Genomic DNA, 13,678 nt, shown 5'->3' on the forward strand with positions numbered 1-13,678 from the left:
GGATCGATAGTGATTGAATGCCGTGCCGTAGGTCCAATGGGAGCGAACTGTTATTTAGTCAGCTGCCCGGAAACCAAAAAGGCTGCCATCATTGACCCAGGAGCAAATAGTGATGGACTTAAAAAGTGGATTGCCGACAAAGGGGTCCAGGTGGAATATATCTTGTTAACCCATGGCCATTTTGACCACATCGGAGCCGTAGATGACCTGCGTGAGCAATATCAAGCAAAGGCAGGCATTCATCACGAGGATGCTGTCATGCTCACCAGTGGAGCTCATAATTTGTCGCGTATGTTGGGCAAGTCCTTCGAATATAAGCCGGCAGATTTCTTTCTGGAAGAGGGCCAAGTGCTTCAAGTTGGAAAACTGAGCCTCACTGTCATTGCTACACCTGGCCATTCCCTTGGCGGGGTATGCTTTTTGACTGCCGAGGGTCTGTTAAGTGGAGATACCCTTTTCGATGGCTCAGTCGGTCGGGCTGACTTTCCTGGGGGATCCATGGAAGAGTTAATTAACTCTATAGAGGAGAAATTGCTCATTTTACCTGATGATACCATGGTGTATCCGGGCCATGGTCCGGAAACCACGATTGGGAGGGAAAAACGGGATAACCCGTTTTTACAATGAAGATCATCTTAAAAAGCAACACCTTATCCCGCTCCGAACTGGCAGCGGGTCTTTCCTTAAGCCGTGCTTTTTTTCCCCATGCGCAAGTGGAGCTTGAAGAGGAAAGTACAGACAAGGGTGAAGATGGGAAGCCAATAGAAAAAGATCCCAAGGATGTCGACCTCAACCAGAGTGATACTACTGCTGTAGCACATGACGAGATCGGGATAGTACATATAGATATTCATTATCCCGAAACCCCTTCGCGAATTGAAGGATATTTTAGCCTACAGGAGGCCCATCATGAAACAGCAGAGGACATAAAGGAAGCTGACGTTAAGGAAGCTGCCTTCGAGGTTGATGAGGATGAAGTGAAAGCTTTGTTAGCCCATCCCTATGTGGGAAAGGAAAGTCTGCGCAAGCTCTTGTTAAAAAGAGGGCTCCTAGCTCTTCTTCCTCAGGTGGCAGGCCATACTCCTCCTTGGGGGATTCTCACCGGTATTCGCCCCAGCAAGATTCTTCATCGTTTGCAAGATGCAGGATATACTGCTGAGGAAAGTAATAGATCATTAAGGGAAGTATATGGAGTTCGTGAGGATAAAGCTCAACTGCTCCAAAAAGTAGTCTCACTTCAACAACCCTACCTTAACTTTATGAGAACCCACCTCAACCATGTAGCAATTTATGTGGGGATACCCTTCTGCCCTACACGCTGTTCCTATTGCTCTTTTCCTGCCTACTCCTTGAAGCAAGGTCGGGAGACTCTTGAGCGTTATCTTCAAGGATTAGGGGAAGAGATCCGCACCACCGGAGCTTGGATGAGCGCTAGTGGCCTCGTGGCAGATTCCATCTACCTAGGAGGAGGTACTCCGACAATCCTTACTACCTCAGAGATTAGTGCGCTCATCGCTTTAGTGCGGAAGGCTGTCCCCACGGAAGGTGTAGTAGAACTGACAGTCGAAGCAGGTCGCCCGGATACCCTTTCCCAGGAGAAGCTTCTGGCTCTCCGGGAGTGCGGTGTCAATCGCCTGAGCATCAATCCTCAAACCATGCATGACCGGACCCTCCAGCGGATTGGTCGTGCCCATACTGTGGACGATATCCTTAAGGTCTATCAGCTTGCGCGCGAAATACCGGGCTGGGTTATCAATATGGACCTGATTATGGGGCTACCCGGCGAAGGGGTGAAAGATATCAAAGAAACCCTTGGGCAGATTAAGCTGTTGGGCCCCGATAATCTGACCGTTCACGCTTTATCCATTAAACGGGGTTCGAAGGAGCGCGAACAAGGCTCAACTCAAAATTTGGGCGGTGAGTTAGAGACTATCCAGCAAGTGGTGATGACCAGCGCGCGTTCCATGGGCATGCTACCCTATTATCTTTATCGCCAAAAGTATATCGCCGGGAATCTGGAGAATATCGGCTTTGCCAAGCCCGGGTTAGAATGTCGTTATAATATCGGCATTATGGAAGAACAGCAAACGGTCATCGGTCTAGGAGCGGGTGCTTCCAGTAAGATAATCAATCCCAAAGATTTTTCCTTGATCAATATCCATCATCCCTCCGATTGGCAGGCTTATTTGCATCGATGGCAAGAGATGCAAGGGCGAAGAGAAGAGGCATGGAATCAAGTTCGAAATTAGTTTATTTAACATGAAGGTATGTGCACAGCTTATTCGATATGCAAGGCTTAGGGGGTATAGTTATGTCCTCCTAAGCCTTTGTCTTTTAAATAACATTTTAGGTGCAAAAAACTGCGTTTCGTTTACAAATATTCAGTTGTCGGTTACAAAGGCTGAATCTCGGTTGAGAAAATGGCTTTTTGCCATTCAATTAAGGTTTGGTTTTCAAAGCAGGCATTTCAGATACAAAAACTGCGTTTCGTTTACAAATATTCAGTTGTCGGTTACAAAGACTGCATCTCAGTTTACAAAATGGCTTCTCACCTTTCAATTAAGGATTTAAGGAGACGCCATAGAAAATGATCGAGCTATATTTAACGATAAACGTTAATTTCATATTGACAAACGAATATCGTATCCGCATACTTTAAATAGGGAGGGGATACTATGCGAAAAGATGATCTATTAAGAATCAAAGCCAGAGCCGGGTTAATTCATATGTTTGTCACGATAGCATTTCTCATTGGAGCGGTAGTGCTTATAGCAGGTTTGCTGGGATTGTTGTTTTTAATTTTTGCTTCACCGGAGCGATTCGCCGCAGTGAAAGGTACTATCGACTGGTCGCTAACGTTTGCCGTCAATGAAAGTTCGAATTTCTATATGTCTGTGCCGTTTAAGATTATTCAACCTTTAGATAGCAGTATGTTTAGTGCTAAGTATGCATTAATAGCTTATTTATTCTCATTTCTATTGAGTTTTGGCCTCATCTTATATGGGATTAGGCAAGTGGAAAATATAGCAACATCGATCATGAGCAATGATGAAACGCCTTTTGACATGAATAACGCTAAGAGCTTAAAGCGACTGGCGTATTCGATAATAATCTATACACTTGCATCAGATATGTTAGCCACCCTTCTCTGTGCATTAGTGACAAAGATATTTGCTTTTAATGTAAGCTTTGATTTTTTACCTGGAGTAATCATCGGATTGATAGTTCTCTTAATCGCGGATATATTCCGATATGGTGTCTTTCTACAAAATGAATTCGACACAACTTTATAAGGATGTGTTTCACTTGGCAATCATAATCAGATTAGATCGAGTTTTAGTAGAGAGAAAAATGAAACTCAATGAATTAGCAGAAAGTATCGGTATTTCTAACGTAAATCTTTCGAACCTAAAGACGGGAAAAGTGAAAGCTATTCGCTTTTCTACACTTGAAGCAATATGTAGAACCCTTGATTGTCAACCTGGTGATATATTGGAGTTCGTAAATATAGATAATGAAGAATAAACTAGGAGACCGCTAGATATACAAGCTTTAACTATATGGTTATATATGGCATAATAAGTGTAAGCTCTCATAATAAAGAACTTTACAACCCCTGCCCAAAACTGATTTTCGGGTAGTGGTTGTTTTTCATATGTATTGTGCGAACTTTTTGCGAGGTTAAATACTCTTATCTATAGCAGAGAGAGGTGACAGAGTGGAACAAGAGGTTTTAGACAAAGTTATACTAGCCCAGAACGGCGATAAAGAAGCTTTGGTCCAGCTGATTATGAGCCAAAAGCAAGATTATTACCGCTTGGCTTATGTTTATATGAAGAACCAAGAAGATGCTCTAGATGCCATGGAAGATATGATTCTTAAGGTGTTTGAAAATATTAAGATCCTCAAAGAAGCTGAGGCCTTCTTTAGCTGGAGTAAAACAATTTTAATTAATTGCTGTAAGCAGAACTTGCGGAAAAGAAATAAACTCATTTTAATCCAAGAGCTACCGGAAGAATCCTATGAGGAACCAATGAGTGTGCATGAAGAGCAAATAGTCTTTGAAGCTCATCTGGATAAGTTGAAGCCACACTATCAGGAGGTTCTAAGGCTGCGATTCCTTCTCGATCTGGATTATCAATCGATCGCTAACCTGTTGGAAATTCCTCTGGGTACTGTGAAATCACGAATACACAATGGACTACAAACGCTTAAGCAAAGGATGGAGGTGGAGCAGGGATGAAGGATATAGAGGAAATGTTCGAAGCTAGCAAGGCCCAGATGGACCGCATTCAAGTGCCCGATGAACTGGAAATAAGGCTGCGCAGTGCCCTGGAAAAAGCGGAGCAAAAGCCCCTGCCTTTTTATCAACGTTATACTAGGCAACTCAGGATTGCTGTGGCCCTAGTCTTTGTCCTGCTCGTTAGCTTTAATTATGATGCTATTGCTTCCTATGGAAAACAGCTCTTTGGTTATGATCAAGTGATGGATGGAACTCTAAGGGAGCTGAATAATTTGGGTAAAGGTCAGCTAATCGGTAAAAGTCATACGTTTGCCAATGGGGTGTCCTTAACAGTCGATTATGTGATGCTGGATGAAAACCAACTCCTTCTTTTCTACACAGTAAAGGATCCTGCCGGGAAGGTAAATGATGCACTATCACCTTTTATATCTCTAAAGGGATTTTGGGGAGAGAGCCAGCTTCAAAGCTCCCAAGGCTTATTCAACGACGAAGAATCTGAGGTAAAAAACATTGCCAGCTTTGAACCCCCGCCTCCCATGGCAAAAAAACTGACTTTTAATTTTGCCCTAGGTGACCATGGTATAAGTACTCCTGCTGAAATCACTTTTATTCTGGATAGAAATAGAGCCATGGGACACACCCTAAAGAAAGAGCTGAATCAAGTGATTAAAGTGGATGAAACGAATATTACGGTTGAGTCCATCCTAGCTTCGCCTACCCAGACGGTCATTAGAGGATCGGCTCAGGGCATCATCGCTTTAGTGCTAGATACGGTAAGTGGGGAGCGCTTTAGACCGCATGATTTATCCTTCAGGTTAATAGCCAATGGTATCGAAGTAGAGAAACAGGGTGGTGGAATGAGCACTGATCTGCAAGGGATCACCTTCCACAGCAATTTTAATGCGCTACCTGCCCCTTTGAATGACTTAAAGCTTGAACTGGTAAGCTTTGGTGCAGATCATGACGTGAATCAAAAATTTCGGCTTCAAACTAGCCAAGAGAATCAAACCCTAGATATTTCAGGGCAGAATGTAGAGATTAACGAAATCGTAGTAAAGGAACGGGAGACTCTAATCACCCTAACCAGTGAAGAAAGCGTAGTTTTAACCAAGGTCTATCTCATAGCTGATGGGAAGCAGATTGTGCTAGAAGAAACCATAGATGATCAATATGATAAAGGCCCCGATGGAATCATCAAGCATCAGAGAACTTTGCGCTTCCAGGGAGTGGGGGAGGAACTTGAATTGGATATTAAATCAATGACCTATATGAAGGACTATAATGAAGTAATCAATATTCCGCTCGATTAAAATAAAAAGAATGTAGAGTAGCTCGTTTTGAGATATACTATGGAATAAGAATCTTATCGGATGTCTCTTTCAGGGGAAGCATCAGATATGCCGGAAAGGAAGTTTTAATCGTGAGCGATTGGTTAATTCCTTATATTACATTTAATGGCGATTGTGAGGAAGCCGTGAAGTTCTATCAGTCTGCCTTGGGTGGCGAGACCCAAATACTTCGCTATGGAGATGCACCGCCCAACCCGAATTTCCCTGTCAGTGAGGAGATGAAAAATCGAGTCCTTCATGCTGAGCTAAGAAAGGATGGCCATATTATCCGTTGTGCTGATAATTTTCCCGGCGCACCTTTCACCCAAGGAAATGCAATCTCTTTTGCCGTAGAGTTTTCTTCAGAAGAAGAGATCCGCAAGGCCTTCGCTGACTTATCCCAAGGGGGAACGGTAGAAATGGATCTACAGAAAACTTTTTTCAGCCCTCTCTATGCGAAATTCACAGATAAGTTTGGTGTCCATTGGCAGCTTCATTGCAAGAAATAAAGGCAAAAGATCATCCCGAATTGGAGGGATGATCTTTTCTTTCTAAATTATGGTATAATTACACCATTAACCTGCAGGAGGTATAGTGTGAGCGCTCCGGAACAAATCTACGAAAAAAGAAAACAAGCCTATGAAAGATTAAGTGTTAAACATACGCGAACAGCGAATCAGTTAAGCAATTACCGGTTATTCTCATCCCTAGTGGGCTTTACTTTTGCTGTTTTTCTCTATCTAACGGTAAGCAGCGCCTTGGGTATATTAATGGGGGTTCTTACCCTTGGTTTTTTCCTATATCTTGCATCCCAACATCGTCAGGTTCGTGCCCAATTACGATTTGCAGAGATTCTCGCTGATATTAATCAAAAGGGTCTGAAACGCCTCACAGGTGAGTGGGTGAATTTTAACGATACAGGAGCAGATTTCAAGGATGACAAGCATCCCTATGCTTCTGATCTTGATCTCTTTGGTCAGGCTTCCATTTTCCAATGGATTAATTCAGCCCGTTCTCCTTTGGGCAGAAAGGCCTTGAGCGGTACTCTTAAAAACTCTCAGCGTAGTCATGGGGAAATTGCTAAGCGGCAAGCAGCAATCACTGAATTAGGCGAAGCTATAGGATGGCGTCAACGGTTTGAAGCGGAAGGAGCGGTTGTATCCGATCAATTCCAAGCTACCGAAGCCTTTATTCAGTGGGCAGAGGAAAGAGAAGAGGGTTATCTGCAGCCTAATCTCAAGCTAGGAGTGACCGTGCTACCGACGATCACCTGCGTCTTGACTGCTTTTTACCTTTATGGAGGATGGATCCCTTGGCAAGTCGTGGCCTTGCTAATTGGTACCCAAATCCTCCTGCTCCAACTGTATGGTAAAGAGCGTTCAAAAGTTCTATCGATGGTCTATAAGCACGAAGCAAGCCTGAAGACCTACTCCGAAATGTTGAGTCAGGTGGAAAAGAAGAAATTTCATTCTGAAGAGCTAAATAGACTGCAGAGTCTTTTACGCGATAAAGAAGGGTATTCTGCACACCTCCAAATTCAGAAGTTATCTAAGCTTGTCGAGCGCATCTCTAATCGCGATAATGCTATGTTTATAGCTATCAATATTCTTACCCTCTGGGACTATCATTGTATGATTGCTCTTGAAGAATGGAAAAGCAAGTCGGGCAAATTGCTGAAGACCTGGTTAGAGGTTATCGCTGAGATGGAAGCATTAGCAAGCCTCGCTAATATTTCCTTCGAAAATCCTCATTGGGTCATGCCCGAAATTGTGGAAAGCAGTGATACGGAAAAGACCGGGAACCATGACTGGCAGGGGTTGTCTTCCCGCAAGCTAGGCCATCCTTTGCTTACCGTTAAACGGGTAGCTAATGACTTTACCCTTCAGGAACCCGCAGGTATTGTGTTGATTACTGGATCCAATATGTCGGGAAAAAGCACCTTCTTGCGCACTGTTGGCACGAACTTACTTCTAGCCTATACAGGTGCTCCTGTCTGTGCAGAGTACTTCCGTTGCTCAATTTTCCAACTCTGGACGTGTATGCGGGTTAGCGATAATCTAGAGCAAAGTATATCCTCTTTCTATGCCGAAATTCTTAGAATCAAGGAGATTGTGGAGGCTGCGAAAAAGGAAAAATCCGTATTCTTTCTGCTGGATGAGATTTTTAAAGGGACCAACTCCCACGATCGCCATCAGGGGGCCATTGCTCTGATTCAACAACTGCAAAACGATGGGGCTATGGGACTTGTATCCACTCACGATTTGGAACTGGGTGACCTCGAGAAGCAAAGTAACAGTAGAATCAAAAATTACCACTTCCGCGAGCATTATCAGGACAATGAGATATTCTTTGACTATAAGCTTCGGGAGGGAATATCTACCACTCGCAATGCCCTCTACTTAATTCGATTAGCGGGCATAGAAGTTAAGGAAAATTAACTTTTGACGAAGAAAGGGTTTTTTTCTTTTATTAAGAATATTAATAAAGAAAAAGTAATAAAAAGTTTATAATAAAGGTAAAGGATGCAGACGTGGTCTGTACGAATTGGAGGAACACGAATGGATGTGTTTGTAGCCCGCCAGCCAATTCTTAATCCGCAGGGGAAAATTTTTGCCTATGAGCTTTTATTTAGAGAAGGCATGGACAATTATTTCAAAAATGCCAACGAAGATTTAGCTACGAGTTCGGTTATCTCCAGTAGCTTTTTTCTTATGGATATCAACAGGCTTACGATGGGTAAGCCAGCCTTTATTAATTTTACCGCCAATTTGCTTAAAGAAGGAATGGCGACCTTACTTCCTAAGAACCAAGTTGTTATTGAAATTCTTGAAACTGTAGACCCTGATCCGGAAATTGTAGCAGCCTGTAAGCATCTAAAAGCCCAGGGGTACAAATTAGCTCTGGATGATTTTATTTTTCGACCGGACTATCGTTCTTTAATCGAGCTTGCAAATATTATTAAAGTGGATTTTCAGGCAACTGAACGAATGGAGCTTCAGGCCTTAATTCGACGTCTTCGTGAATTAAATATCCAGTTTCTAGCTGAGAAAGTCGAGACACTTGAAGAATATGAAGTAGCAAGAACTATCGGCTATGGCTTATTTCAAGGCTATTTTTTCAGCAAACCAAGTATTGTCCAGAGCAAAGATATTTCTTCAAGCAAGATGAACTATCTTAGATTATTGCAGAGAGTCAACTCTCTTTATCTTGAGGTAGAAGAACTCGAAAGAATTATCAAAGGAGACGTCTCTCTTGCGTATAAATTATTAAAGTTCATCAACTCCTCAGCCTTTGGCTTCCAATCCAAGATTTCCTCGATTAAGCAAGCCTTGGTTTTATTAGGGCCTAAAGAAGTTAAAAAGTGGGCATCCGTCATCGTGATGGGTGATATCACAGCCGGAAAACCTGATGCACTAGCCATTCAATCCTATGTGAGAGCAAGTTTCTTAGAAAAGCTAGCACCGAAGGTCGGTCTTATAGGTCAGGGTTCAAATGCTTTCTTATTGGGGCTCTTTTCCTTAATCGACGCATGTCTCGACCGTCCCCTTCCAGAAATTCTTAAGGATCTGCCTATGGAAGAATCAGTTAAGGATGCCCTTTTAGGACGACCCAGTAGATTTCGTAATTTACTGGATTTGATCATAGCTTATGAGCAAGGAAACTGGCCTGTAGTGAATCGATTCATTAGTGAGTTTAAGATTGATGAAGAATTCGTTCCTCAGTATTACTTAAAAGCTTTACAGGAAGCCAATGAAATATATCAATAGGCATATATATAAATGAGTGACCTAAAGAAAAAGATCGGATGTGCTCCGATCTTACTTTTTTTTAGTTGCTTTATCGATATAGCGATCTGATTTGTTGGGGCTTTGAGTTTTATCATCGGCATTAGGCGCATGAGTACGAGATTTGTCTGTTTGTTTGTCTGACATGATGAGTAACCTCCCTTCTTAGTCTTTTTTAGTTTTCCCTGAATCAGGCTAAACATGTAAGACTTTTGATAGGGGGCACTTTTTGTTGCCTGTCAGACTTTTACGCCGCTCCGACCGCGCATCCCCGATTATCGATTCAAGATTCTTCACTATGCAGTGTCATCCTTGGCGAAAGAGTGATTGAAGGATATTTTTGGGGGGCAAACTGTAATTGGCATTAAAACTGTATTTGGCACATTGACAAATTAGTTTTCACTCGTTAAGATATTGTAATATAACACTTTTACATATTTTGAGCTTTTTTGATTCAAAGTATAATAAGAACTCGATTTTCTGAATTAATTCTTGGGAAGAGACTGTGCATTATTCTCTCTGCAGGGAAGGCTAGCCTGGACTGAAACTAGCCTGGGAGACGCTTAGGAGGACACCCCAAGAACAGAAATGACGGCGTTTGGTCTCGTTATAGACCGCAAAGTGGGCGGATTCTTTGAGTCCGTCAATAAGGGTGGCACCACGGGAGCTCTCGTCCCTTGCTTATTGGCAAGGGAGGGGGCTTTTTTATTTGTATCATCCTGAGGGAAGAATGACTGACTGAAGGATCTATTAATGGATAGAAGGATCTGTTAAGATATTAGTTTATTTTAGGAAGGAGTATGCATTATGGCCATTCAGCGTCCGAAAGGGACTCAAGATTTACTGCCCGGAGTTGTGGAACAATGGCAAGGACTTGAAGAGCAAATACGCAAGATCTGTAAGGAATATGGATACCAAGAAATCCGTACTCCGATGTTTGAAGCTACAGAGCTGTTTCAGCGGGGAGTTGGGGAAACTACAGATATAGTCAATAAAGAAATGTACACCTTCCTCGATAAAGGAGACCGTTCGATCACCCTACGTCCAGAGGGAACAGCCTCTGTCTGTCGGGCTTATGTGGAGAACAAACTCTATGGCGGGCCCCAACCTGTTAAGCTCTACTATATCGGCCCCATGTTTCGCTATGAACGGCCTCAATCGGGTCGATTCCGGCAGTTCCATCAGTTTGGCGTGGAAGTCTTGGGAGCAGACAAGCCCATGGTGGACGCGGAAGTCATCACTCTGGTGTGGGATCTCTACAGTAGACTGGGCTTGAAGGGCCTTGAGGTTCATGTGAACTCTGTCGGGTGCCCAACCTGTCGTCCTGAGCACAAGCAGAAGCTCCAAGAATTTCTTGAACCACACAAAGAAGAGCTTTGTAAAGATTGTCAGTCTCGCTTTGAAAAGAATCCTCTGAGGATCTTGGATTGCAAGAACCCGACCTGTCAGGAAATTACCCAGGGAGCTCCAACTACTTTGGATGTCCTGTGTGAGGACTGTGCAGGACACTTCGCGGAACTGAAAAGTTTGCTGACGGCAGCAGAGGTTGTCTATAAGGTGAATCCCCGCCTTGTCAGAGGTCTGGATTATTATCGTAAGACCGCGTTTGAAGTTCTGGTAGAAGATATTGGTGCTCAAAGCGCTATCTGCGGCGGTGGCCGCTATGACGGGCTGGTTCAAGAAGTTGGTGGACCTCAAACACCTGGGATAGGTTTCGCCATGGGGATGGAGCGAGTCCTCGCTGCCCTGAAGCTCTCAAAAGAGCATGAGGATGAGGATGCCAAAGAATTTTTAATGCTTGTGGCCCTGGGGGAAAAAGCTCAAAGTGAAGGCTTTGCCATCATCAGTCGCTTACGGAAAAAAGGACTGCCTGTAAGCATTGACCTTCTAGGCCGAAGTCTCAAGGCTCAGCTGAAGGCCGCGGACCGAGTTCAAGCCAAATATGCAGCTATTCTGGGGGAAGAGGAAATCAACAAAGGAATCATTATTTTACGCGATCTCAAACTAGGAGAACAGGAAGAGCTCTCCCTTAAGGACTTTGAAGAGCAAGTGTTGAAGCAATACAAGGAGGATGGAAACTAATGACCTTATTATCCGATCGAACAGAAGCAGGAAGCCTAAGACGAAGCCATGCAGGAGAGGTAATTCATCTTTTAGGCTGGGTACAACGCCGTCGGGACCATGGAGGTGTCATCTTTGTGGATCTCCGGGACCGTTCTGGCTTTGTCCAAGTTGTATTCAATCCCGATATGCCTGAATTCTCAGCGGCGGAACGTATCCGTTCAGAATATGTAGTATCCATCCGTGGCAAAGTCCGCTTACGTCCCGAGGGTTCAGCCAACCCCAATCTAGAGACAGGGGAAATCGAAGTTGTCGCAGAATCACTGGAGATATTAAATGGAGCGAAAACTCCTCCTTTCTATATTCAGGATGATGTGGATGTAGATGAGATGGTGCGTCTTAAGTATCGCTACTTAGACCTGCGCCGTCCAGAAATGCAAAAGGTTTTCAAAATTCGCCATCGAGTGACCCAAATCATGCGGAACTTCTTCGATAGCCAAGGCTTCTATGAGATTGAAACGCCTGTGCTGATAAAATCTTCCCCAGAAGGAGCTAGAGATTATCTGGTGCCCAGTCGGGTTCACCCTGGGGAATTCTACGCCTTGCCCCAATCTCCCCAGATTTTCAAGCAGCTTCTGATGGTTTCGGGTATGGAGAAGTACTTCCAGATCGCTCGTTGCTTCCGCGATGAAGATTTACGGGCGGATCGCCAACCGGAATTCACTCAGCTGGACGTGGAGATGTCCTTTGTCGAAGTAGAAGACATCTTGCCCATGATGGAAGAACTTATGGTTCGCATTTTTAAAGAGACCACAGGCCGAGAAGTTCCTCGTCCTTTCCCACGGATGACTTACAAGGATGCCATGGAACTGTATGGCTCCGACAAACCCGATATCCGTTTTGGTATGGAAATGGTGGACGTAGCCGAGTGCGTTAAGGACTCCAACTTTAAGGTCTTTACAGACACACTCACCAAGGGTGGGCGCGTAAAAGGTATCTGCGCTAAAGGCTGTGCGAGTATGCCACGCCGGGAACTGGATGGTTTGGTCCAATACGTGAGCATTTATGGAGCTAAGGGACTGGCCTATATCGTCTTAGGCGAAGAGGGTATCAAATCCCCCATCGCTAAATTCTTTACTGAAGAACAGCTTAAGGACTTAATCGCTAAGCTAAAAGGAGAGACAGGGGATATTCTCTTCTTTGTAGCCGATCAAGAGAATGTGGTTGCCGATGCCTTGGGTCACCTAAGATTGGAATTAGGTAAACGTTTGGGGCTCATCGCTGAAGACGCTTTGAATTTCCTCTGGGTTACTGAATTCCCCCTTCTCGAGTGGGATGAAGAGGAAAAGCGCTTTGTGGCTATCCATCACCCCTTTACTGCGCCCATGACAGAGGATATAGCTCTCTTAAAGACTGAGCCCGGTAAAGCGAGAGCCAAGGCCTATGATATGGTCTTGAACGGCATCGAACTGGGTGGAGGAAGTATCCGGATTCATCAAAGAGATGTCCAAGAGCAGATGTTTGAGCTCTTAGGACTGTCTCCTGAAGAAGCCAAAGCTAAATTCGGTTACTTGCTAGACGCCTTCGAATATGGAACGCCACCCCATGGCGGAATTGCCTTTGGCTTAGACCGCTTGACCATGCTCTTGACCGGCAAGGATAATATCCGCGATGTCATCGCTTTCCCTAAGACCCAAAGTGCATCTGACCTCATGATCCAGGCGCCATCTTCAGTGGATGCCAAGCAATTGAAAGAATTGCACATAAAGACGGATATTCTGCCGAGTAAAGCAAAATAATAAGGCATCAGATTTAGTGATGAACTCCATCTGAATTATTAATTGAAAAAACTTTGACATGGGTAATGATTCTTATTATAATAGAATCGTTGGTACCCCCTATGGGTATTTAGGAGGGGAACGTGTAGTGCAGGTAAATTCGGATAATGCGCCCAAAGAAGACGTTATGCGACGATTGAAGAAAATTGAAGGACAAGTCAAAGGACTACAACGAATGGTGGATCAGGATAAATATTGTGTAGATATTTTAATCCAAATCGCAGCTGTGCGTGCGGCCATCAATAAAGTCGGTGTACTAATTGTCGAAAGTCATTCACGGGAGTGTCTGATAAGGGCCGTGGAAGAAAATCGCCAGGACGAATCAGTCGATGAACTTGTTTCCGTCTTAGCGAAATTTATGAAGTAACCATTAATTCTATACAATCCCTGTGTAATCAAACAAATTTCGAGGAGGGACATTTT

Annotated in this window: 12 protein-coding genes; all 12 read left to right on the forward strand. The window is 43.9% G+C overall.

From position 1 onward, the window contains the following. Positions 1-9 precede the first annotated feature (9 nt). The 12 genes from AAC978_RS07940 (at position 10) to AAC978_RS07995 (ending at position 13,622) form a co-directional block, all read left to right on the forward strand. On the forward strand, positions 10-627 hold the full coding sequence (locus AAC978_RS07940; RefSeq protein WP_341547510.1) for an MBL fold metallo-hydrolase: 618 nt from the start codon (positions 10-12) through the stop codon (positions 625-627). After that, on the forward strand, positions 624-2,249 hold the full coding sequence (gene hemZ / locus AAC978_RS07945; RefSeq protein WP_341547511.1) for a coproporphyrinogen dehydrogenase HemZ: 1,626 nt from the start codon (positions 624-626) through the stop codon (positions 2,247-2,249). The genes AAC978_RS07940 and hemZ overlap by 4 nt, the downstream gene beginning before the upstream one ends. A 426-nt stretch (positions 2,250-2,675) precedes the next feature. Further along, on the forward strand, positions 2,676-3,293 hold the full coding sequence (locus AAC978_RS07950) for a DUF2975 domain-containing protein (RefSeq protein ID WP_341547512.1): 618 nt from the start codon (positions 2,676-2,678) through the stop codon (positions 3,291-3,293). Between the two features lie 13 nt (positions 3,294-3,306). Beyond that, complete coding sequence (locus tag AAC978_RS07955; RefSeq protein WP_341547513.1) at positions 3,307-3,525, forward strand: helix-turn-helix domain-containing protein; 219 nt, start codon at positions 3,307-3,309, stop codon at positions 3,523-3,525. Positions 3,526-3,718: 193 nt separating this feature from the next. Continuing rightward, entirely contained in the window at positions 3,719-4,243 is a 525-nt protein-coding gene (locus tag AAC978_RS07960) for a sigma-70 family RNA polymerase sigma factor (protein ID WP_341547514.1), read from the forward strand. Next, positions 4,240-5,553: a DUF4179 domain-containing protein gene (locus tag AAC978_RS07965; protein ID WP_341547515.1), complete on the forward strand. Its 1,314-nt coding sequence runs from the start codon at positions 4,240-4,242 to the stop codon at positions 5,551-5,553. Before AAC978_RS07960 ends, AAC978_RS07965 begins: the two co-directional genes overlap by 4 nt. Positions 5,554-5,663: 110 nt before the next feature. After that, positions 5,664-6,080 (forward strand): VOC family protein, encoded by a 417-nt coding sequence (locus tag AAC978_RS07970; protein WP_341547516.1) that lies wholly within the window; start codon positions 5,664-5,666, stop codon positions 6,078-6,080. An 87-nt stretch (positions 6,081-6,167) separates the two neighbouring features. Continuing rightward, the gene (locus AAC978_RS07975; RefSeq protein WP_341547517.1) at positions 6,168-8,009 is read left to right on the forward strand and encodes a MutS family DNA mismatch repair protein; all 1,842 of its coding nucleotides are present in this window, start codon (positions 6,168-6,170) and stop codon (positions 8,007-8,009) included. Positions 8,010-8,129: 120 nt separating this feature from the next. Beyond that, on the forward strand, positions 8,130-9,338 hold the full coding sequence (locus AAC978_RS07980; RefSeq protein WP_341547518.1) for an EAL and HDOD domain-containing protein: 1,209 nt from the start codon (positions 8,130-8,132) through the stop codon (positions 9,336-9,338). An 825-nt stretch (positions 9,339-10,163) separates the two neighbouring features. Continuing rightward, positions 10,164-11,438 carry a histidine--tRNA ligase gene (gene hisS / locus AAC978_RS07985; protein ID WP_341547519.1) on the forward strand — a complete coding sequence of 425 codons (1,275 nt, stop codon included), beginning with the start codon at positions 10,164-10,166 and terminating at the stop codon, positions 11,436-11,438. After that, positions 11,438-13,216, forward strand: coding sequence for an aspartate--tRNA ligase (gene aspS, locus AAC978_RS07990; RefSeq protein ID WP_341547520.1), 1,779 nt, complete (start codon positions 11,438-11,440; stop codon positions 13,214-13,216). The genes hisS and aspS overlap by 1 nt, the downstream gene beginning before the upstream one ends. A 127-nt stretch (positions 13,217-13,343) precedes the next feature. Next, positions 13,344-13,622 carry a metal-sensitive transcriptional regulator gene (locus tag AAC978_RS07995; RefSeq protein WP_341547521.1) on the forward strand — a complete coding sequence of 93 codons (279 nt, stop codon included), beginning with the start codon at positions 13,344-13,346 and terminating at the stop codon, positions 13,620-13,622. Positions 13,623-13,678 lie beyond the last annotated feature (56 nt).

Source organism: Desulfitobacterium sp. THU1 (assembly GCF_038181555.1).
Classification (GTDB): domain Bacteria; phylum Bacillota; class Desulfitobacteriia; order Desulfitobacteriales; family Desulfitobacteriaceae; genus Desulfitobacterium.

Bases quoted from the DNA above. Each gene is read 5' to 3' on its own strand.
- AAC978_RS07950 (WP_341547512.1), top strand. From the start codon at position 2,676: ATGCGAAAAGATGATCTATTAAGAATCAAAGCCAGAGCCGGGTTAATT.
- hemZ (WP_341547511.1), top strand. From the start codon at position 624: ATGAAGATCATCTTAAAAAGCAACACCTTATCCCGCTCCGAACTGGCA.
- aspS (WP_341547520.1), top strand. From the start codon at position 11,438: ATGACCTTATTATCCGATCGAACAGAAGCAGGAAGCCTAAGACGAAGC.
- hisS (WP_341547519.1), top strand. From the start codon at position 10,164: ATGGCCATTCAGCGTCCGAAAGGGACTCAAGATTTACTGCCCGGAGTT.
- AAC978_RS07980 (WP_341547518.1), top strand. From the start codon at position 8,130: ATGGATGTGTTTGTAGCCCGCCAGCCAATTCTTAATCCGCAGGGGAAA.
- AAC978_RS07965 (WP_341547515.1), top strand. From the start codon at position 4,240: ATGAAGGATATAGAGGAAATGTTCGAAGCTAGCAAGGCCCAGATGGAC.